Origin of the sequence: Nocardia sp. NPDC050175, from assembly GCF_044459885.1 — a bacterium.
Taxonomy (GTDB): domain Bacteria; phylum Actinomycetota; class Actinomycetes; order Mycobacteriales; family Mycobacteriaceae; genus Nocardia.
Genome location: NZ_JBITJI010000001.1, coordinates 255,534 through 277,171, shown reverse-complemented (window position 1 = coordinate 277,171; position 21,638 = coordinate 255,534). Strand labels below are relative to the sequence as shown.

Sequence of the window (21,638 nt, the reverse complement as noted above, 5' to 3'; positions counted from 1 at the left end):
CGGGGCCGGGAAACGCGCGTGCCGAAACGGCTTCGCCAACGGTGTTGTGCCTGGCCCGCAACGTTTTCCGGCCACTCCCAGCTACTTGGGGGCTTGCCCTCCGATGCCCGATCGGGGATGCTGGATGGTCACGGGATTCGACTTAGCACATGCCACCGCCGGACCGGGGCGAGTTCACCCGCCCGCAACGGTCCCGGCAACATCCGTGCGATCGCGGTTCATCCGGGGTTACCCGACGCGGCCTACCTTTCGGAGTACGCGGAAAAGGAGCCGGCGGCATGGAGTTCCGACATCTGGTTTCATTCATCACGATTGCCGAAGAGCTGCATTTCGGCCGCGCAGCGCAGCGCTTGCATCTCACGCAGCCCAGTCTCAGTGCCCAGCTACAGAAGCTGGAGAAATCGCTTGGCGTGCAACTGGTCGCACGCAACTCGCACGAGGTCAAACTGACCCCGGCGGGACGGGAGTTCGAGAGTCAGGCCCGGATCATCGTGGCCCAGATGGACCGAGCCGCCCAGGTCGCGAAGGCGACCGCGGAGGGGCGGGCGGGCACGCTCAACATTGGCTACAACCTTCCGGCCAGCAGACATGTGCTGCCGGAGGCCTTGACGAAGATGACCGAGCAGCACCCCGACATCGTGGTGTCGCTGTGGGAGAAACGCACCGGGCCACAGTTGGCCGCGCTCTCCGAGGGCTCGCTCGATCTGGCGTTGGTGTACGGCCACCCGAGTACCACCGATTTCCGGTATCGGCGTCTGCTGCACCGGGTTCCGCTGGTGGCGGTGGTCGGCAGGCGGCACCGGTGGGCCGACCGGCCCGGCGTGCCGTTCGCCGAATTGGAGGGCCAGGAGTGTGTGCTGTTCGCGCGCGAACAGTGTCCGGCCATGTACGACTCGATCTTCCGCGCGGCGGCGGATACCAGGATCACCCTCTCGGTCGCACAGACCGCGGACGATCCCGGCGCCACCGCACACATGGTTTCGGTGCGGCCGCTGGTGGGGTTCGCCTCGCTGCCGCGCGCGATTTCGATGGGTATGGGTGCGCCGGGGAGTAGTTCGGTGGCAGTGAAATTGCTCGATCCGGTGCCGACTTTGGATTTGTACGCGGTGTGGCGTGCGGACGAGTCGAATCCGGCGGTATCGCTTTTCCTGGAGTGCGTGGAATCACCTGAGTCGGCACGCATCGATATTGCCCGTGCGGTGTCTGCCTAGTCTCTTCGATAGGCTGTGACATTCGCGCGGTAGGAACCGCGATATCGACCGGGCTGTAATTCGGTGTCGGCGACCAGAATTCGACACTGTGAACAAAGTGTCTGTCACCGCGGTGTCCAGCACCGAGAATGGAATCGACCTTCCGGACGACGCGAGTTTGTACTCGGTGATTTCCGGAGCGGCCGCCGAACACCCGCAACGGCTTTCGCTGTGTGGCGCGGACGGAACGCAACTCACCTGTGCCGACGTCGATCGGCAGGCCCGCGCGCTGGCCTCGGCGCTGGCGGCGCGCGGGGTGGCGGCAGGGGATCGGGTCGCGATCCTCGGCCGCACCAGCCTGGAATGGGCGCTGCTGGATTGCGCCTTGCTCGCGCTCGGCGCCGTGGTGGTCCCGGTATACCCGACCTCCTCGGCGTCGCAGATCGAGCACATCCTGGCCGACAGCGGCAGTGCGTATTTCGCCGCCGAGGACGACGCCGACGCCAAACGGCTGCAGGCGGCGGGCGCCGGAGAGGTGTGGACCTTCGCCCAGCTCGCCACCTGGGCGGGCGGCGAGGTCGACCCCGGTCTCGCGGAGCGTGTCGCGGCGGTGCGGCCCGAGGATCTGGCCATGATCGTCTACACCAGCGGCACCACCGGAGTTTCCAAGGGCTGCTTGATCACTCACCGCAACATGTTCGTCTCCTCGGCCAACACGGTGCGCCAGACCGGCACCATGTTCGACGGGACGACCGTGCTCGCCCTGCCGCTGTCGCACGTGTTCGGCCAGACCATCCTGTTCGCCTGCCTGGTCGGCGGCAGCCAAACCCACCTGCTGCCCGGCATCCCGGATCTGGTGCCGGTGCTGCCGACGCTGCGCCCGACCTTCCTGGCGCTGATCCCGTTTGGGCTAGAGAAAATTCGCAAATACTGCCGCACCATGCTATTCGGCACCGAGGAGCAGGAGGCGGTGGCGCGCGGGCTGGAAGTGCTTGGTGCGCAAGGCACTCCGGAGCTCACTGAGCATCCGGTGGCCGCGGCGTTGGGCGGGCGGCTGCGCTACGTCATCTCCGGCGGCGCCTCGCTCGACGATTCGACCAGCGGCTTCTTCGCGGGTTTCGGTGTGGTGCTGCTGAACTGCTACGGGCTCACCGAGGCGGCGACCGCGGTGACCGTCAGCGCGCCGGCGACCAACCGCCTCGGCACGGTCGGCAGGCCGATCCCCGGCACGTCGGTGGCGATCGCGGACAGCGACGGCGAGGTGCTGGTCGGTGGCCCGCACGTCTCGCCCGGTTACTGGGGTGCGGCCGCCGATCAGTCGGTCGTGGACGACGAAGGTTGGTTGCGCACCGGCGATATCGGTGAACTCGACGCCGACGGTTACCTGCGCATCACCGGCCGCAAGAAGGAGATCCTGGTGACCTCGGGTGGCAAGAATGTCGCGCCCGCGCCGCTGGAGGACCGGCTGCGGCTGCATCCGCTGGTGAGCAACTGCATGGTGGTCGGCGACGGCCGCGACTTCGTCACCGCCCTGGTGACCCTGGATCCGATCCAGCTGCTGCGCTGGCGCGACGGCGGCCCCGAGCGGGATCTGTCGGCCGCCATCCAGTCCGCGGTGGACGACGCGAATTCGCTTGTCTCCCGGCCGGAGTCGATTCGAGCATTCCGGATCGTAGACGGTGATTTCACCGTCGAGGACGGATTGTTGACTTCGTCACGGAAATTGCGCAGGGCCGCGATCGCGGCCGCGTATGCCGCGGATATCGACGTTCTCTATCGGGCTCGGCAGCCCGCGCTATAAGCCCTGCAGCGGCGCGACTCAGGCCGAAGCCGGACTGGGTAGATAGGCCGTGCCAATCGCCCGATGAATTACGGCTGCGCCCGGTGGTTCCCGCCCCGGCGCGGCCACAGACTCGAATTCAGAATTCGACTACCGGAAAGTGATGCGAACATGTACGACGTCATCGTTGTCGGAACTCGGGTCGCGGGTTCCCCGCTGGCCATGCTGCTCGCCAGGAAGGGCTACCGGGTCCTTGCCGTGGACCGCGCCACCTTCCCCAGTGACACCCCGTCCACCCACTACATCCACCAGGCCGGCCTCGGCCTGCTGCAGTCCTGGGGCCTGCTGGACCAGGTGGTCGCCTCCGGTACCCCGGCGATCCGGCACCTGAACTTCTCCTACACCGACATCGTGATCAAGGGCTTCGCCGACACCCCGGCCGACGGCATCGACGCCGTCTACTGCCCGCGCCGCACCGTGCTGGACAAGATCCTGGTCGACGCGGCGGGCAACGCCGGCGTCGAGGTGATCAACGGATTCACCGTTAACGAGCTGGTTTTCGACGGTGACACGGTGGTCGGCATCCGCGGCCAGGTCGGCGAGGACACCGAGCAGGAATTCCGGGCCAAGCTGGTGATCGGCGCGGACGGCTCGAACTCGACGGTGGCGAAGGCGGTCGGTGCCGAGGTCTACGAGGGGTCCCCGGCGGCCTGCTTCATCTACTACTCGTACTACGACGGCCTCGACTGGGGCATGCAGCACCGCACCGGTTTCGGCGAGCAGCAGTTCGCATCCTGGCCGACCAACGACGGTCTCGCGCTGGTCGCGGTGATGCGCAAGCGGGACCGGTTCCGTGACTTCCGCACCGACCCGGATGCCGGTGTGCAGGAGATCGTGTCGCAGATCGACCCGGAACTCGGTGCGAACCTGAAGGATTCGGGCAAGCGCGTGGAGCAGTTCCGGCCGATGCTGTACCCGGACAACTACCGTCGCCGTTCGTTCGGTCCCGGCTGGGCGCTGGTCGGCGACGCCGGCTACCACAAGGATCCGTTCACCGGCTGGGGCATCACCGACGCCTTCAAGTACGCACAGCTGCTGTCGGATCTGGTACACGAGGGGCTGTCCGGCGCCCGTCCGATGGCCGAAGTGCTTGCCGAGTACGAGCGTGAGCGTGACCTGCAGAGCGCGAGCACTTACGAACTGACGGAAGCCATTTCGGGACTGTCGCTGACGCCGTACTACGACTCGGTGTTCCGCGCCACCAGCTACGACGCCGAATACACCAAGGGCTTCTTCGGGCTGATCGCCGGAATCTACTCGCCGGAGAAGTACTTCGGTGAGCAGGAGCTGGCCGATCTGTACGAGAAGGTCGACTTTCCGGCGGCCGCACGGCATGTCACCAAGGATGGGGTTTCGGCATGAGGATCCCCGGCCTAACGGCAGTGGGGGACAGTTTCGTTGAGGGCCGCGGCGATGCCGCGGCCGGGGGCGGGTACCGGGGTTGGGTACCCAGGCTCGGCGGGCAGCTCGGCCTGCGGCCCGCCGCGGTGCGCAACTTCGGCGTGCACGGCGCGACCACGACCGTCGTGGTGGAACAGCAACTGCGCCTTGCGGTGTCGGCGCGAGCGGGCCTCTACGGCGTGGTGGTCGGCGTGAACGATCTGGTCAGCGATTTCGACGAGGGCCGATTCGAACGCAACCTCGGCACCATCTTCGGCGCGTTGCGGGCCGGTGGGGCAACGGTTTTCACCGCCAGCTACCCGGATATTCCGGCGCGGCTGCCGGTGCCGGACGGGTTCCGTGGCCTGCTGCGCGAGCGGTTCGCCTTCGCCAATACCGTGCTCGCCGAGGTCACCGCCGACACCGGGACGCTGCTGCTGGATATCGCGACCCAGCCGGACTGGGCGCTGCCCGAGGTGTGGACCGCCGACGGCCTGCACCCGAGCTCGCTCGGTCACCACATGTTCGCTGCGGGCGCGGCCGAGCTCATCGCGTCGCGTACCGCGACCACCGTCGCCGCCTGATCTTTCTCCATCCGGTTCGAGAGGAACTTTCGTGACAGACGACAGACGCCTGGCGCGCAACCCGATCGCCATCGTCGGGATGTCCGGGCTGCTGCCCAACGCGCACAACCATCGTGAGTACTGGCAGAACATCGTCGACGGCGTGGACTGCACCACCGAGGTGCCCACGTCCCGCTGGAGCCTCGACGACTACTTCGACGCCGATCAGGACGCCCCGGACAAGACGTACTCGCGTCGCGGCGCCTTCCTGCCCGATATCGAGTTCGACCCGCTGGAATTCGGGCTGCCGCCGAACCAGCTCGAGGTGACCAGCACTATGCAGACGCTGAGCCTCGGCGTGGCCCGAGATCTGCTCATCGACGCCGGTGCGGTGGATTCGAGCTGGTACGACCCAGGCCGGACCGGAGTGGTGCTCGGTACGACCGGGCCGGTGCCGTTGATGCACCCGCTGGCCGCGCGGCTGTCCACGCCGGTGCTGAAAGAAGCGGCGCGCTCGGTCGGGCTGTCCGATACCGACGCCGACGCGATCGCGGACAAGTTCGTCGCGGCGTTCGCACCGTGGGAGGCGAATTCGTTCCCCGGCCTGCTGGCCAACATCACCGCGGGCCGGGTCGCGAACCGGTTGGGCCTCGGCGGCATCAACTGCACCGTCGACGCGGCCTGCGCGGCCTCGCTGGCCGCACTGCGGACGGCGATCGCCGAACTGCAGGACGGCCGGGCCGACATGATGATCACCGGCGGTGTGGACACCGAAAACACCATCTTCATCTACATGTGCTTCAGCAAGGTGGGCGCGCTGTCGTCGAGCGGGCAGATCAGCCCGTTCGCCTCGGACGCCAACGGCACGCTGCTGGGCGAGGGCATCACGATGCTCGCGCTGCGCAGGCTGGAAGACGCACGGCGCGACGGCAATCGGATCTACGCGGTGATCCGCGGGCTCGGTTCGTCCAGTGACGGACGGGCCAAGAGCATCTACGCGCCGCGGGCCAGTGGGCAGCGGGTCGCGCTCGATCGGGCTTACGCCGATGCCGAGTGCTCGCCCGCCGATGTCGCGCTGATCGAGGCGCACGCCACCGGCACGCCGGTCGGCGACAAGACCGAGCTGACCGCGCTGAAAGGGCTGCTGTCCGACGCGACTTCGGAGCCGCGGTTCGCGGCACTGGGCAGTGTGAAGTCGCAGATCGGGCACACCAAGGGTGCCGCGGGTACGGCGAGTTTGATGAAGCTGGCGTTCGCGCTGCACCAGAAGGTGTTGCCCGGCACCATCAATGTGTCGGCGCCCAATGCGGAGATCGCTTCGGATGACGCGCCGTATTACGTGAATACGCGTACCCGTCCGTGGATCCGCGATCCGCAGCGACCGGTGCGCCGGGCCGCCGCCTCGGCATTCGGCTTCGGCGGCACCAACTTTCACGTCGTGCTGGAAGAAGCTGATTCTTCTCGTGATGAGCCGGTGCTGCATCGGACCGCGCGGGCGCACCTCTGGCACGCGCCCGATGTCGCAGGGCTGGTGGACGCGGTGCGCAGTGTCGACCCGGTCGACGGCGGCGACATTCCGGAAGACCACGCGCGCATCGGCTTCGTGTCGGTGGACGATGAGAGCGCCGAGCATCTGCGCACCCTCGCCGTCGATGAGCTGGTTCGTCGGCCCGACGCTGCGGCGTGGGATCATCCGGAGGGCGTGTACTTCCGGGCTGCCGCGCTGCCGGACCGGAAGGTCGGCGCACTGTTCGCCGGACAGGGCAGCCAGTACGTCGATATGGGACTGGATGCGGCACTGAACAACCCGGCGGTGGGCGCGGCGTTCGACGCGGCCAACACGGCGTTCGCCGGTGCGCCGGTGCGGGTGTCGTCGGTGGTCTTCCCGCCGCCTGCCTTCGACGAGGAGACCGCGCAGCAGCAGGAAACCGCCTTGCGCCGTACCGAATTCGCGCAGCCCGCGATCGGTGCGCTGTCGGCGGGACAGTTCGAGGTGTTGCGCGGGTACGGGTTCCGGGCCGACGGTTACCTCGGGCACAGCTTCGGTGAACTTACCGCGCTGTGGGCTTCGGGTGCGCTTGGCACCGAGGAGTACTTCGAGCTGGCCAGGGCGCGTGGCGTGGCGATGACGCCGGAGGAGGGCGTCGAGGCGGGCACGATGGTATCGCTCGGTGCCTCCAGGGAGACGGCCGAGGAACTGGTCGATGGTGTCGACGATGTGTGGATCTGCAACCACAACGCACCCGATCAGGTCGTGATCGGCGGCGGCACCGAGGGAGTTGCCGCCGTGGTCGCGCGCAGTGCCGAGCGTGGCGTGGCGACTCGGGCGTTGCCGGTGTCCGGCGCGTTTCACACGCCGTACGTAGCGCATGCGGTGGCGGCGTTCGCGAAAGCGACTGCCACGGTGTCGATCGGCGTTCCGGACGCTCCGGTCTACGCGAACACACCCGACGCGCACTACGGCAGTGACGTCGCGGCCAATCGGGACCTGCTCACCGAACAGCTGAGCAAGCCAGTGGAATTCGCGTCGGCATTGACGGCGATGCGTGCGGCGGGTTGCACGGTGTTCGTGGAGTTCGGTCCCAAGCAGGTGCTGACCTCGCTGGTGCGGCGGACCCTCGGCGACGATGTGGTCGCCATCCCCACCGATTCGGGGCCGATCGGCAACAGCGATCTCGCATTGGCGCGGGCCGCTGTCCGGCTGGCCGTGCTCGGCTTCGGTTTGCACGAGCTCAACCGGCACGCGGCCCCGTCCGCCGTGCGGCACCAGCCGAGTCGCGCGATGACGGTGACGATGTCGGCACCCGAATATGTGCCCGAGAGTCGCCGCGCGGCGTATGCCGCCGTGCTGGACGACGGATACCAGGTGGGCCTGGCGGCGCCGGTTGCCGCCACTACTACCCCTGTCGACACCGTGGTCGATCGCCAGCCCGAAATACCGGCCGTGGCCCCACCTTTCACCGAAACAACGGAGACCACCGTGTATCAACCACCGCAGTCCTACGACCCGGGAGCGGACGCGCTGGACAGCGCGCTCGTGCAGCATCTGCAGACGCACCGCCAATTCCTCGACGGACAGCTGGATATGGCCCGCGGGCTGGCCGGTGTGCTCAGCGGCGGGTCGCTCGACGAGGCGATGGTGCGGGCGATCGAGGCCGTCAAGGATCACGGTGTCGCGATCAGCGAGAGTCATTCGCGGGCCAGTGATGTGCTCGCGCAATTGGCCGAGCTGGAAAGCGGATTCGCGCCGGCGGCCCGGCCTGCGGCTCCGGTCACCCGTCGGGTGGAGTCGGCGCGGCAGCCGGCGATCGAGTCGGCGCCGGAGCGTCGGCCGCTGACGACGGCTCCGGTTGTTGAGCAGCGTCAGCAGGTAGCGCCCGTGGAAACTGTTGCGGCACCGGTGATTGCGGAGACACAGACGAACGGCAACGGATCTCACACGCCGGTCGCCGAAGCGGACGACCAGGTGTCGGCCGACGCGCTGCGCCGGGCGCTGCAGGAAGTCGTGGCGGAGAAGACCGGTTACCCGGTCGAGATGGTGGATCCGTCGATGGATCTCGAGGCCGATCTCGGCGTCGACTCCATCAAGCGAGTGCAGGTGATCGGTGCACTGCAGGAGCGTTTCCCATACCTGCCGAACCTCGGCCCGGAACAGCTCGGCACGCTGCGCACGCTCGATCAGATCGCTGACCTGCTGGGCGGCGCTGCGCCGAATGGAACTTCGACAGTTCAGAACGGAGTAGATGCGGCTCCGAGCGGAACGTCTCCGTCTGACGTCTCCGAACTGGCCGACGCGGGCGCACCCACCGGTGACATCCTGCGACGCGCGCTGCAAGAGGTCGTTGCCGAGAAGACCGGTTACCCGGTCGAGATGGTGGATCCCTCGATGGATCTGGAGGCCGATCTCGGCGTCGACTCGATCAAGCGAGTGCAGGTCATCGGCGCACTGCAGGAACGGTTTCCGGACTTACCGAGCCTCGGCCCGGAGCAACTCGGCACGCTACGCACCCTGGATCAGATCGTCGACGAGCTCGCCACGTCGGTGGGCGGTGATGTCCACCCAAAAGCTGAGGCCGCGGCCGAAACGCCGCGGCACGCCGTCGAACTGATCACCCTGCCCGCGCTGGACCGGGCCGTCGCGCCCTACCACGCGGGCGCGGGGGTCGCGCTCCTGGATCTCACCGGAGAGTCGGAACCGGACTGCGCAGCACTCGAATCCGCGCTCGCCGGGCTCGGGTGGGTGGTCCACCGCGTCAACGGGCCTGCCGAGCTGTCGGGGCTCGGCCCCATCGAGGTATGCCTCGTGATCGTGGGCAGCGGTTCGGCCGAATGGGATTCGGCACAGCGGTGGCTCGGGGAGACCATTCTGGCCGCCGGTCAGGCGGTGCCGCTGCTGCAGAAGGCCGACGACAGGGCAAGTTTCGTCACGGTCACCCGCCTCGACGGCCACCTCGGCTTCGTGGGTACCGCTGATCCAGTGAGTGCTCTGCTCGGCGGCGTCGGCGGGGTTGTGAAAACGCTTGCTGCCGAACAGTCGTCGCTATTCTGCCGGGCATTGGATATCGACCCGAGCGTCGAGCCGGAAAAGCTGGCCGATCTCGTGACGGCCGAATTGTTCGATGCGGCACGGGACACCCTCGAAGTCGGGATCGACGCAGTGGGGGAGCGGCGGACGCTGGTGCCCAGCGCGTACGCGGCCACCAGTTCTGTCACCATCGTGCGTCCCGGTGCCGAGCAGCAGCCGAGTCTGCTGACGGCGGAGGATGTGCTGCTGGTTACTGGCGGCGCGCGCGGGGTCACGGCGACGTGTGTGAAGGCACTGGCTCAGCGCAGCGAAGCGCGGTTCGTCCTGCTCGGTCGCTCCGAGCTGACTCCTGAACCCGACTGGGCGGCAGGCGTTTCCGATGCGGAGCTCAAGCCCGCGGCGGTTCGCGCTTTGGCGAGTACGGGAGTCAAGCCTCGGGAGATCGAGCGCGCGTGCTCGGGAGTGCTTGCCGCCCGGGAGATCCGTGCCACGCTGGCCGAATTGGGCTCGCGGGCCGAGTATCTCGCGGTGGACGCCACCGACGCGGCCGCGGTGCGGACCGCGCTCGAGCCCTGGCGCGACAGCATTACCGGTGTCGTGCACGGGGCCGGCGTGCTGGCCGACTCGATGATCACGGACAAGACCGCCGAATCCATCGGACGCGTCCTCGAGCCCAAGATCGCCGGACTGGCTACGGTGCTCGCCGCGCTCGGCGAACTGCGGCACCTGGTGCTGTTCACGTCGGTGGCGGGCCTGTTCGGCAACGCGGGTCAGGCCGACTACGCCGCCGCGAACGAGGCGCTGTCCCGGTTCGCGGTGAGCTGGCGGCGGCATCATCCCGACTGTCACGTCACCGCGATCGACTGGGGCGCCTGGGACGGCGGCATGGTGACTCCTGCGTTGCGGGGTCACTTCCTGGCCCGCGGTATCGCGCTGCTAGATCCAGAGGTCGGCGCGGCGGCCTTCACCGAGCAGTTCACGGCGGATCACCGCGAGGACACCGTCGTCCTCATCGGTCCCGCGAACGGACTGTCCGGTGACAGTGGAGTCGTGCCGGGCGCCGTCTGCGCGCGGCGGGTCTTGACCGGGCTCACCGACGAGCCGGTCATCCAGGCTCACCGCATCGGCGAACATGTTGTGCTACCAGCCACTTTCGGCCTCGGCGCGATGATCAATCTCGCCGAACGCGGCCTGACCGGCCGAACCGTGGTCGGTGTCAGAGACTTCCAGGTACTCAAGGGCATCGTGTTCGACCATCCCGTGGACGAGCTCGAACTCGAGCTGATCCCCGGCGCGTCCGCCGACGGCCGTACCATGGTCGAGGCGAACATCCGCGGCGGCAACGTGCTGCACTTCCGGGCCACGCTGCTGCTGGCCGGCGGAGCGGACGAAGCGCCGAACAAGTTGATTCCGAGCGGATCGGCCAGCGACGCCGACATCTACCGTGATGCCATCCAGTTCCACGCGCCGGCCCTGCAGGGGCTGCACCTGGTGCGGGCCGCCTCCGACGACGCCATCGTCTTCGAATGCTCGCTCCCGGCAACACGAGTGGCCAACGGCGCCTACGCGGGCCGCCTGCACGATCCGGTCCTCGCCGACCTGATCCTGCAGGGTCCACCGGTGCTCGGCTACCGCCTGCTGGGCGGCGCCTGCCTGCCCCTCGGGGTCGGCCGGGCCGACTACTACCGGCCGCTGCCCACGGACGAGACCTTCCTGCTCACCGTGGACAACCCGCGAACGGGACGCGTCGATGCCCGCATCGACGCCACCGCTACTACGGCGGACGGCACAGTGCTGCAACGGTTCTCGGACGTCACCGTGGTGACGACACCGGATCTGACAGAGAAGTTCCAGACCTCGGTGAGGCGGTGGATGGCATGACAGTCCTAGAGTTCGACGGAATACCGTTCGATCCGGTGACAGGTTCGCCGGAGGTGGCTGCTGTGACATCGGCGGCGCAGACGGATCAAGCGGCCGATCGGGACCAGTACCAGGCGACCGGGCGGCTGATCGACACCGATACGGACGAAGATTCACGAGTGTCGCAGCCGCTCAGTGAGATTCGATCCGGCGTCGTGGCGGCGCACCGTGCGGCGCTGACCGCTCAGGTGGCGCTACAGCGGGCAGCCTGGCAGCGGACGCTGCGCACGGCGACTTCCGCCCGAGTGGTGAGCGACGATCCGGCCGCGACCGGTGTCGGCGACGGTGTCTCCGGCGACGGTCGCGCCATTGCCGCTCGTGGCGAGCGAGCGGTTCGCGAGGGCCTCTCGAACGGCACCGGTTCCGCTGGTTTCACGGCCGCTGAGCCGGTGGCCGCCGCGGCCGAATCGGCGTTCAAGGCACTGGCTCGCACCCGGCGCGACAGTCTGGATCACGCTGCCCTGGTTCGCCTCACCGAGGGTGACGTCGTCAGCGTGTTCGGGGCCGGGCATCAGCGCTCCGGCGTCGTATCGGTGGCGCGTCTCGCCGCATCAGGGCCGCTGGTACTCACCGAGATCACGACGATCGAGTTGCGCGGTGGTACCGGACGAGGACGTGTGGTGGCACGGTTCGACGGCGACCCGCGTGCGGCAGCGGTGCAGGCCGCGGAGGTGTTCGCGCTCTTCTGTGGCATGCAGCTGTGCCTCTCGGGGAGCACGCTGACGGCAGCACCGGTGAGTGGCTCTATCCAGGGCGGCACTGGCGGAACCATCGAGCTGGTTGTCACCGACATCGACCTGGTGCCACGGCCGCACGTCACTGCGACGGCGAGTATCGCTGGTACGCAAGGGGAGTTGCAGGTCACCGTCTCGGCCGTGGAAGCGGTCGGCGCGGGCGTGGGACCGGGCGAAGCCGCACCGAGCCTGCTGCTCAATGAATTCCACATGACCCACCTGGCGCGCGGCGATCAAAGCATCGCCATGGGACCGGAATTCGCCGAATACACCGGCGTACGTGCAACCCGCCTGCCCACCGGCGGCTTGCTGCTCGTCGACCGCGTCATCGAATTCGATGGTGCGCGTGGCCGATTGGATGGCGCGGCGTATACCACCGAGTACGACTCGCCCGCCGACTCCTGGTACTACGGCGATACCGCCAACGAGTCCATGCCGCACTTCGTCTACATGGAAACCTCGCTGCAGGCCGCGCTGTTGATGGGCTACTACGCCGGGCCGACCCTCACCCAGCCCGGCGTCACGCTGAGCTTGCGCAATCTCGGCGGCACCGCGACGGTGTTGCGGCAAGTCGACCTGCGGGACAAGACGATCGAGCAGTCGTCGCGGTTGCTGTCGACCACGATCCTGCCCGGCTCGTCACTGCAGACGTTCGACTACACCCTGAGCGTCGACGGCGAACCGTTCTATACCGGCGAGACCATGTTCGGCTACTTCAGCGACGAAGCGCTGGCCAACCAGACCGGCCTCGACGCGGGACGGGCCGCGCCGACCTGGCTGGACGAACACGCGAACGCACCGACTCGGACCATCGACGTCGCCGCCCGGCGCGCCGACCCGAACGCCGAGCTGTGCGCCCGCCGGACACTGGCCCTGATCGACCACATCGACGTGGTCGACAACGGCGGCAAATACCAAGCGGGCTACCTGCATTCGCTGCGCGCGATCGACCCGTCGGACTGGTACTTCGACCGCCACTTCCATCTCGACCCGGTGATTCCCGGTTCGCTGGGCGTCGAATCGGTGATCCACGCGGTGCAGGAGTGGATGCTCGACGCCGGATTCGCGGACTCGCTGCGCGATCCGGTCTTCCGCATCCCCGCGGACCTGCCGTTCAGCTGGCGCTACCGCGGCCAGTTCCTGCCCACCGACGGCACGGTGGAGCTGGACGCGCACATCAAGGAGGTCCGGCGTGGACCGAACGGCGTCACCGTCATCGTGGACGGCTCGCTGTGGAAGCCGGGGCTGCGCATCTACGAACTCATCGACCTCGCGGTCGAACTCGTCGAGCGAGAGGACGGCCGATGACCACGTCCCGGATGAGTGTTGTCGCGCAGACGGCCGACGACATCAGCGCGCTGTTGCTCGATGTCCGGCAGCCGGTGTGGCTCGTGCGCCATGACGGCCAGGTGGGCGCGACCTCCGACGCGGGCATCGTCGCTCGGTCGGAGGTCCTCACCGCGGTCGCTCCACTGCCGCCGGAACTGCTCGGCGACAAGCAGTTCCACGCCACCTACGGAGTGCGGGCCGCTTACTCGGCGGGGGCGATGGCCAATGGGATCGCCTCTCCGGCACTGGTTTCGGCGATGGCACGGGCGGGTTACCTCGCCTCGTACGGTGCCGCGGGCGTTACGCCCGCGGCGGTGGATGCGGCGCTGGCCGAACTCAGTGCCACCTTGCCGGGAAAGCCCTTCGCCTGCAACCTGATCCATAGCCCGTCCGAACCGGCGCTGGAACGGGCGATTGTTGATTCCTGCCTGCGCCACCAGGTGCGCTGCGTGGAGGCCTCGGCGTTCATGGGCCTCACCGCCGAGGTTGTCCGCTACCGGGTCGCCGGACTCGGCGTCGATCGGCACGGGCAGCTCGAGGTGCGGAATCGGCTGATCGCCAAGGTCTCCCGCGTCGAGGTCGCCGAGCCGTTCCTGCGCCCGGCACCGGCTGATCTGCTGCGTCAGCTGGTTGCGTCGGGCGACGTGACGGCCGAGCAGGCGCGGCTGGCCGAGCAGGTGCCGATGGCCGACGACATCACCGCGGAGGCGGATTCCGGCGGCCACACCGACCGCAGGCCGCTGCTGGTGCTGCTGCCGGAACTGATCGCCGCGCGCGATCGGAGCACCCTGCCCGCCGCCGCGGCGGTACGGATCGGCGCGGCGGGCGGTATCGGTACACCCGCTGCCGCCGCTGCGGCGTTCGCGCTGGGCGCCGCCTACGTGGTGACTGGCTCGATCAACCAGGCCACCCGCGAGGCCGCGCAGTGCGACACCACCAAACAGCTTCTGGCCCAAGCGGATTTCGCCGACTGCACGATGGCGCCGTCCTCCGACATGTTCGAACTCGGCGTGCAGGTGCAGGTGCTGCGCCGGGGCACCATGTTCGCCGCCCGCGCGCAACGGCTGTACGACACGTACCGCGCGTACGCCGGAATCGACGACATCCCAACCGAACTGCGCCGAGACCTCGAAGCCACGCTGTTCCGGCGGCCACTCGACACCGTGTGGCAGGACTGCGTCAGCTACTTCACCGAACGTGACCCCGCGCAGCTGGTCGGCGCGGCCGAAGATCCGAAACGCAAGATGGCCCTGGTGTTCCGGTGGTACCTGGGCTTGTCGTCCGGGTGGAGCATTCGCGGCGAAGCCGACCGCGTCGCCGATTACCAGGTGTGGACCGGGCCCGCGATGGGCGGCTTCAACAACTGGGTCGCGGGGACCTATCTGGCCGCGCTCAGCAACCGGCATGTCGCCGACATAGCCGATCAGATGATGCTCGGCGCCGCGTATCTCACCCGAATCGCTCAGCTACGCACCGCGGGTGCCCGGTTGCCCGCCGACTGCACCCGATTCGTTCCGCGACCGATGGAGCACCGATGACGACACTGGAGACCGGTCCCGATATCCAGACCTCCTGGATGGTGTGCCCGTCCTGCGGCACCATGATCTACGCGAAGCGCTACGACCGGAGCGGCCGGGTCTGCCCGGACTGCGACGGCCACGGCGTGCTGACCGCCGACCAACGCATCGAGGCGCTGGTCGATCCAGATTCGGCGCAGCGCATCGAAATCGCTGCGACGGTGCGAGATCCGTTGGGGTTCAGTGACTCCCGCAGCTATGTCGAGCGGCACGCCGAGGCGCAGCGGCGCACCGGCATGACCGACGGCATCAGCTGCGTCCGCGCGGCCATCGGCGGTGCACCGGTTGTGCTGGCGGTCATGGATTTCCGGTTCCTCGGCGGCAGTCTCGGTGTCGCGGTGGGCGAGGCGGTGACGACCGCAGCGGAGACCGCGCTGTCCGCTCGCGTGCCACTGGTCCTGGTCACCGCTTCCGGCGGTGCGCGCATGCAGGAGGGCATCCTGGCGCTGATGCAGATGGCCAAGACCAGCCAGGCACTCCGCGATCTCGACGACGCGGGCGTGCTGACCATCTCGGTGATCACCGACCCCACCTACGGTGGCGTCGCTGCCTCCTACGCCACCTCCACCGACATCATCATCGCCGAACCCGGTGCCCGCCTGGGCTTCGCGGGCCCACGGGTGATCCAGCAGACCATCGGCGAGACGCTCCCGGCCGGCTTCCAGACGGCGGAGTTCCTGCTCGAACACGGTGTGGTGGACATGATCTGCCACCGATCCGCACTGCGCGACCGGTTGGCTCGGCTGCTCGCCCTGGCCGCCGACAGTCCGCGGCGGATCGACTTCGTCGAGTCGACCCCGCCGGTGCGGACGGATCCCGCGACGCTGCCGGTCCGCGATGCGTGGCAAAGTGTGCGTGCGGCAAGGGAATTGGGCCGTCCGACGACGCTGGACTATCTGGCGGCATCGTTCGACGAGTTCGTCGAGCTGCACGGCGACCGGCTGTCCACCGACTGCCCGGCGATGATCACCGCGCTCGCCCGCCTCGACGGAGCGCCTGTGGTGGTGATCGGAACGCAGAAGGGCCACACCGCCGCTGAGCTGTCCAAGCGCAATTTCGGGATGCCGACACCGGGTGGGTATCGGAAGTCCGCGCGGGTGTTGCGGTTGGCCGCCAAGCTCGGCATTCCCGTCATCACCTTGATCGACACCGCCGGTGCCTACCCCGGTATTTCTGCGGAGGAACAGGGCCAGGCGGTCGCGATCGCCGAGTCATTGAAACTGCTTGCTGGACTGCCCGTTCCGGTGGTTGCCGTGGTGACCGGTGAGGGCGGCAGCGGGGGAGCGCTCGCGCTCGGGGTGGCCGATCAGGTGCTCGTGCTGGAGAACGCGGTGTACTCGGTGATCAGTCCGGAGGGGTGCGCGTCGATCCTGTGGAAAGACGCCGCTGCCGCCCCGCGTGCGGCCGCCGCGCTGCGCGTCGACTCGACCTCCCTGCTCGAACTCGGCGTGGCCGACGCGGTGGTACCGGAGCCGGATGGCGGCGCGCATCGCGACCCGGTCGCCGCTGCGGCACACCTGCGCCGGGCGCTCCGGCACGCTATTTCCGGCCTCGGCGCACTGCCGGTCCGGCAACTACTCGGCCAGCGGCACAACCGATTCCGTGCCTTCGGTCTGCCTCGCACGACGAACCATCAGGAGATGTGATGACGGAGACCCTGACCACCGAGCCGGTCGGCCGCGCGCTGACCGCGGCCGATGCCGATCGTGCGCTGACGGTGCTGTCCCGGCATGCGCTGTCTGTGCGTGCGGAGACCGCGCCTACGTCGGTGACAGTGGCCAACGGGCCACTGGTGTTGCAGATCAGCTGGGATGCGGAGTCGTCCGTGACGGAAACCGTGGCTGCGGCGCCGGTCGCTGTTATCGAGGCCGCTCCGGTCGAAATAGTTTCGGACGTAAATACTTTCACTGTCGTGTCCGAGACCGTCGGCGTGTTCTACCGCTCCTCGGAGCCCGGTGCCGCGCCATTCGTCACCGAGGGGGACCCGGTCCGTGCGGGCCAGCAGATCGGCATCGTCGAGGCGATGAAGCTGATGATCCCGGTGATCGCGACCCGCGAGGGCCGGGTGGCGGAGTTCCTCGTCGACAACGGCGAAGCGGTCGAGCACGGCGCGCCGCTGCTGGTGCTGGAGGTGGTGCGGTGACGACCCGGACGATCCGCAAGGTGCTGGTCGCCAATCGCGGCGAGATCGCCGTCCGGGTCATCCGCACCTGCGCCGAACTCGGCATCGAGACGGTCGCCGTGTACTCGGTCCCCGACGCCGATTCGGCGGCGGTGCGGCTCGCCGACCAGGCGGTTCGGATCGGACCCGGTCCCGCCAAGCGCAGCTACTCCTACATCCCCGCGATCATCGAGGCGGCCAAGGCGACCGGTGCGGACGCAATCCACCCCGGATACGGATTCCTTTCCGAGGACCCGGATTTCGCGGAGGTGTGTGAGGCAGAGGGTTTCGTCTTTGTCGGCACGCCCGCTGCCGTGATGGCCGACCTCGGCGACAAGTCGACCGCGCGTGCCTTGATGGACGCGGCCGGCCTGCCGCTGCTGCCCGGCAGTCGCGATCCACTCGAAACCGCCGAGGACGCACAGACTCTCGCCGACAGCATCGGTTACCCGGTGATCATCAAGGCGGTCGCGGGCGGTGGCGGCCGCGGCATGCGGGTGGTGCGCGATCCGGCCGATTTCGCGGGCGCGTGGCAAGAGACCCGGGCCAATGCCACCGCCGTCTTCGGCGACGGCAGGCTCTATGTCGAGCGCTATCTCGACTCGGCTCGGCACATCGAGGTGCAGATCCTGGCCGACAGCCACGGCACGGTCGTCCACCTCGGCGCGCGGGACTGCTCGCTGCAACGTCGCCATCAGAAGCTCGTCGAGGAATCGCCTGCGCCTGGCCTGTCCGACGAACTGGTCGCGCGCATCGGTGCCGCCGCTGTCCGTGGTGCCGAGGCCGTGGGTTACGTCGGTGCGGGCACCTTCGAGTTCTTGCTCGATCCCGAGGGCCGCTTCTACTTCATGGAGGTGAACTGCCGCCTGCAGGTGGAGCATCCGGTCACCGAGATGGTCACCGGTATCGATCTCGTCGCCGAACAGTTGCGCATCGCCTCGGGACTGCCGCTCGTTCTGTCCACGGAATCCGCCGCCCCGCGCGGTGTCGCCATCGAATGCCGCATCAATGCCGAGGACCCGAACCGCGATTTCGCGCCGGCTCCCGGCACACTGACCGAATGTGTGCTGCCCGGTGGGCCGTTCGTTCGGATCGACACCCACGTGGCCCTCGGCTACGCCATCCCGCCGCATTACGATTCGCTGCTCGCCAAGATCATCGTGTGGGCCCCGGACCGGCCCGCCGCCATCGCCCGTATGCGCCGTGCGCTGGCCGAAACCCGCATCCGCGGCAAGGGCATCGCCACCACGGCCGAGTTCCTGCACGACATCCTCGACCATCCGCGTTTCCGCGCCGCCACCCACGACACCGCCTTGATCGGCACAGCCACCAGTTCTGGGGGCACAAGATTGGCCAGTTGAATTGCCACCTACGGATCCGTAGGCTCGCGGAGGTTGTCGCGCTGGCGGTCGTTGTTCGGGCCGGCGCACTGTGAGCCAAAACGTCTGAGGGGTAACGCAAATGGGGAGACTTTTGACCCAGCTCGAGCTGCTCACTGAGCTCGAGCCGGTCGCGGCGGAGAACGTCAATCGGCATCTGTCGATGGCGAAGGCCTGGCACCCGCACGACTATGTGCCGTGGGACGAGGGCCGCAACTTCGCCGCGATGGGCGGTGTCGACTGGGACCCCAGCCAGTCGCAGCTGTCCGATGTCGCGAAGGCCGCGATGATCACCAACCTGCTCACCGAGGACAACCTGCCCTCCTACCATCGGGTGATCGCGGAGAACTTCTCACAGGACGGCGCGTGGGGCACCTGGGTGGGGCGCTGGACCGCCGAGGAGAACCGGCACGGCATCGTGATGCGGGACTACCTGGTGGTCACCCGCGGCGTCGACCCGGTCGAACTGGAAAACGCCAGGATGCTCGCGATGACCACCGGCTTCGATCCGCTGGCCGTCGCCAAGTACGGCACCATCGATCCCAGCGACGTTCCGGACACCGGATTCTTGCTCGGTGTGGCCTACGTGACCTTCCAGGAGCTCGCCACCCGCCTCAGCCACCGCAATACCGGCCGGGTCTGCAACGACGCGATCGCCGACAAGATGCTGCAGCGCATCGCCGCCGACGAGAACCTGCACATGATCTTCTACCGCAACATGTGCGGCGCCGCTCTCGATTTGGCGCCCGATCAGGCCATCGAGGCGATCGCGCTCGTTCTGATGAACTTCCAGATGCCCGGCGCGGAGAATCCGAACTTCCGCCGCTACGGCACCCTGATGGCCAAACACGGCATCTACGACATGCGCCAGCACCTCGAAGATGTGGTGATGCCGGTCCTGCGCATCTGGAAGATCTTCGAGCGCAACGACTTCACCGCCGCGGGCGAGCAGACTCGTGAAAAACTCGCCGACTACCTCGCGAAGTACGAACGCGACATGCTCAAGTTCGAGGAACGCCGCGACCGCATCGCCGCCCGCCAGGCCACCAAGCGCGACTCGGCCGCACTGACCACCACGTTGCGCTGATCGGCAGCTCCTCGCGAGCTTGACCGCTTGCGTCATGGAACCGTAAGGCGGGCAACCTATTGCGACATCGGCTCGGCCTTATGGGGTTGATTGACGCCCAGCGCGCGGACATGAGACGGTCGCGATCCCGCTGGTGATCATGACGGGATGGCATTCGAGGTAGGCACGCGGGTTCGGTTGGCGCGCAACACCAAAGTGGCGCCGGCGTCGGTGGTGACGATGTTCAAGAGCTTGGTCGAGACGACGAATATCCCGATTCCCACGGTGCCCGGCTTCGATGAGGAGACGTGAGCAGCGGACTGTTCATCGAAGCTTGATCACGGCTGTGCGCTCGAAGGTCTTGATTTCGCATATCATTTGAAGTGAAAACCTGCAGATCAGATGGGGTTTTTACTGGAATTGACGGCTGTGGCTCGATAGGGTTGGCACATGAGTTCGAGCAGCGTCGCGCAGCAGGAACGGGTCGCCGACCCGCTGCTCGGCGCTGTGTCCGATCTGCTCGAGCGGTCGTTGACTCCCATGTCCGATGACAAGATCATCGAGCTGTTGCGTGGAGTCGAACAGGCCACTCGGATGCTCGCGGCCGTGGGGCATCGGTTGATCGTGCAAGCCTCGGACCGAAACCTGCCGAATCAGACCGGTACCGGCACGGTGAAGAAATTCTTGATGCATACCCTGAGGCTGTCCAGCCCGGAGGCCGGTGCGCGCGTCGCGGCAGCGCTGTCGTTGGGGTTGTGGCATGACATGGGTGGGGAGACACGCGAGGCGCGCCTGCCGGCGACCGCGGCGGCGCAGGTCGAGGGTGAGATTTCGGTCGATCATGCGCGGCAGATCGCGGCGGTGATGAAGCGCGTGCCAGGTTCGACGGCGAATACGGAATTCGAGGCAGCGGAACAGCTGCTGGCCGATTTCGCGCGGACCGGCTCGCCCGATGACATACCCAAGGTGGGCGAGGCGATTCTGGCGTATCTGGACCCAGACGGGGAGCGCACAGACGACACCGACCGTGCCCGAATGCGCGGCATCACTATCGGCCGTCAGCGTGCCGATGGGATGTCGCCGATCAGAGGTGAGATCACCCCGACCTTGCGCGCACTGCTGGATGCGGTCATGGCCAAACTCGCCCGACCCGGTATGAACAACCCGGATGATCCGGAAAGTCCGTCCGGGGGCAGTGAATACGTCGATCGGGACGAACTCGTTGCCGCGGCTCGGCGGGATGCCCGCAGTGCCGCGCAGCGCACCCATGATGGTTTCGTCGCCTTGTTGACGCACGGTGTCGCATCGGAGAAGCTGGGATCTCATCGCGGACTGCCGGTCTCGACGATCTTGACGATGAGCGTCGCGGATGTCGAGAAGGCCGCCGGGGTCGCGACTACCGCGACCGGAGGCTTGGTCCCGATGAGCGAGGCGTTGAAACTGGCTGAAGAGGCACAGCCGTTCTTGATGGTGTTCGATGCTCAAGGCGAGCCGTTGCATTTAGGAACCGCCAAACGTTTCGCTTCTGCCGCACAGCGATTGGCGTTGATCGCCGCCATACGTGGCTGCTCGCGCCCCGGTTGTGATGCTCCCGCGAGCATGTGCGCCACCCATCACGTCACTGACTGGAGCAAATCCGGGCCCACTGACATCGGCAACGAAACCCTGGCCTGCGATAGCTGCCACGCCATGGTCCACGACGGGCCCGGCGGCTGGAAAACCGTGGTGCTGGGACCGGAGTCGGCGCATCCTGGCCGGGTCGCCTGGATTGCACCACCGCACATCGATCCCAGTGGGACACCGCAAATCAATAACCGCCACCACCCCGGCGAACTACTCGCCGAAGCGCTCTCTCGCGTCCATCATCGGAAAGAGCGAGAGCGGCAACACCGTGAGCGGTTGCGACTAGAGCAACCGTTGACCGGTGCTGCCTGACGCCGATCGTGGCAGGCTGATCGGCGTCGGGCGGGACCC

At 67.6% G+C, this 21,638-nt stretch carries 13 protein-coding genes; all 13 read left to right on the top strand.

What is annotated here, in order from left to right; translation table 11 throughout:
• The first annotated feature begins 278 nt into the window (after positions 1-278).
• Entirely contained in the window at positions 279-1,211 is a 933-nt protein-coding gene (locus tag ACIBK2_RS01205; RefSeq protein ID WP_396962311.1) for a LysR family transcriptional regulator, read from the top strand.
• A gap of 88 nt (positions 1,212-1,299) precedes the next feature.
• Entirely contained in the window at positions 1,300-2,991 is a 1,692-nt protein-coding gene (locus ACIBK2_RS01200) for an AMP-dependent synthetase/ligase (RefSeq protein ID WP_396962309.1), read from the top strand.
• Positions 2,992-3,141: 150 nt separating this feature from the next.
• The gene (locus ACIBK2_RS01195) at positions 3,142-4,392 is read left to right on the top strand and encodes an NAD(P)/FAD-dependent oxidoreductase (RefSeq protein ID WP_396962307.1); all 1,251 of its coding nucleotides are present in this window, start codon (positions 3,142-3,144) and stop codon (positions 4,390-4,392) included.
• Positions 4,389-4,994, top strand: coding sequence for a GDSL-type esterase/lipase family protein (locus ACIBK2_RS01190; protein WP_396962305.1), 606 nt, complete (start codon positions 4,389-4,391; stop codon positions 4,992-4,994). Before ACIBK2_RS01195 ends, ACIBK2_RS01190 begins: the two co-directional genes overlap by 4 nt.
• A 31-nt stretch (positions 4,995-5,025) precedes the next feature.
• Entirely contained in the window at positions 5,026-11,379 is a 6,354-nt protein-coding gene (locus ACIBK2_RS01185; protein ID WP_396962304.1) for an SDR family NAD(P)-dependent oxidoreductase, read from the top strand.
• Complete coding sequence (locus tag ACIBK2_RS01180) at positions 11,376-13,460, top strand: beta-ketoacyl synthase (RefSeq protein WP_396962303.1); 2,085 nt, start codon at positions 11,376-11,378, stop codon at positions 13,458-13,460. Before ACIBK2_RS01185 ends, ACIBK2_RS01180 begins: the two co-directional genes overlap by 4 nt.
• On the top strand, positions 13,457-15,019 hold the full coding sequence (locus ACIBK2_RS01175) for a PfaD family polyunsaturated fatty acid/polyketide biosynthesis protein (RefSeq protein WP_396962302.1): 1,563 nt from the start codon (positions 13,457-13,459) through the stop codon (positions 15,017-15,019). The genes ACIBK2_RS01180 and ACIBK2_RS01175 overlap by 4 nt, the downstream gene beginning before the upstream one ends.
• Positions 15,016-16,704: an acetyl-CoA carboxylase, carboxyltransferase subunit beta gene (accD, locus tag ACIBK2_RS01170; RefSeq protein WP_396962301.1), complete on the top strand. Its 1,689-nt coding sequence runs from the start codon at positions 15,016-15,018 to the stop codon at positions 16,702-16,704. Before ACIBK2_RS01175 ends, accD begins: the two co-directional genes overlap by 4 nt.
• Positions 16,704-17,201, top strand: a complete 498-nt coding sequence (locus ACIBK2_RS01165) for an acetyl-CoA carboxylase biotin carboxyl carrier protein (protein WP_396962299.1) — start codon at positions 16,704-16,706, stop codon at positions 17,199-17,201. Before accD ends, ACIBK2_RS01165 begins: the two co-directional genes overlap by 1 nt.
• Complete coding sequence (locus tag ACIBK2_RS01160) at positions 17,198-18,580, top strand: acetyl/propionyl/methylcrotonyl-CoA carboxylase subunit alpha (RefSeq protein ID WP_396962297.1); 1,383 nt, start codon at positions 17,198-17,200, stop codon at positions 18,578-18,580. The genes ACIBK2_RS01165 and ACIBK2_RS01160 overlap by 4 nt, the downstream gene beginning before the upstream one ends.
• A 100-nt stretch (positions 18,581-18,680) precedes the next feature.
• Entirely contained in the window at positions 18,681-19,685 is a 1,005-nt protein-coding gene (locus ACIBK2_RS01155; protein ID WP_396962295.1) for an acyl-ACP desaturase, read from the top strand.
• Positions 19,686-19,832: 147 nt separating this feature from the next.
• Positions 19,833-19,976, top strand: coding sequence for a hypothetical protein (locus ACIBK2_RS01150; RefSeq protein WP_396962293.1), 144 nt, complete (start codon positions 19,833-19,835; stop codon positions 19,974-19,976).
• Positions 19,977-20,114: 138 nt separating this feature from the next.
• Positions 20,115-21,599 (top strand): DUF222 domain-containing protein, encoded by a 1,485-nt coding sequence (locus tag ACIBK2_RS01145; RefSeq protein ID WP_396962291.1) that lies wholly within the window; start codon positions 20,115-20,117, stop codon positions 21,597-21,599.
• Positions 21,600-21,638 lie beyond the last annotated feature (39 nt).

Excerpts from the sequence above, each read along its gene's own strand:
- ACIBK2_RS01175 (WP_396962302.1), top strand. The coding sequence starts at position 13,457 with ATGACCACGTCCCGGATGAGTGTTGTCGCGCAGACGGCCGACGACATC.
- ACIBK2_RS01180 (WP_396962303.1), top strand. The coding sequence starts at position 11,376 with ATGACAGTCCTAGAGTTCGACGGAATACCGTTCGATCCGGTGACAGGT.
- ACIBK2_RS01155 (WP_396962295.1), top strand. The coding sequence starts at position 18,681 with ATGGGGAGACTTTTGACCCAGCTCGAGCTGCTCACTGAGCTCGAGCCG.
- ACIBK2_RS01145 (WP_396962291.1), top strand. The coding sequence starts at position 20,115 with ATGAGTTCGAGCAGCGTCGCGCAGCAGGAACGGGTCGCCGACCCGCTG.
- ACIBK2_RS01190 (WP_396962305.1), top strand. The coding sequence starts at position 4,389 with ATGAGGATCCCCGGCCTAACGGCAGTGGGGGACAGTTTCGTTGAGGGC.
- ACIBK2_RS01150 (WP_396962293.1), top strand. The coding sequence starts at position 19,833 with ATGGCATTCGAGGTAGGCACGCGGGTTCGGTTGGCGCGCAACACCAAA.
- ACIBK2_RS01165 (WP_396962299.1), top strand. The coding sequence starts at position 16,704 with ATGACGGAGACCCTGACCACCGAGCCGGTCGGCCGCGCGCTGACCGCG.
- accD (WP_396962301.1), top strand. The coding sequence starts at position 15,016 with ATGACGACACTGGAGACCGGTCCCGATATCCAGACCTCCTGGATGGTG.
- ACIBK2_RS01205 (WP_396962311.1), top strand. The coding sequence starts at position 279 with ATGGAGTTCCGACATCTGGTTTCATTCATCACGATTGCCGAAGAGCTG.
- ACIBK2_RS01195 (WP_396962307.1), top strand. The coding sequence starts at position 3,142 with ATGTACGACGTCATCGTTGTCGGAACTCGGGTCGCGGGTTCCCCGCTG.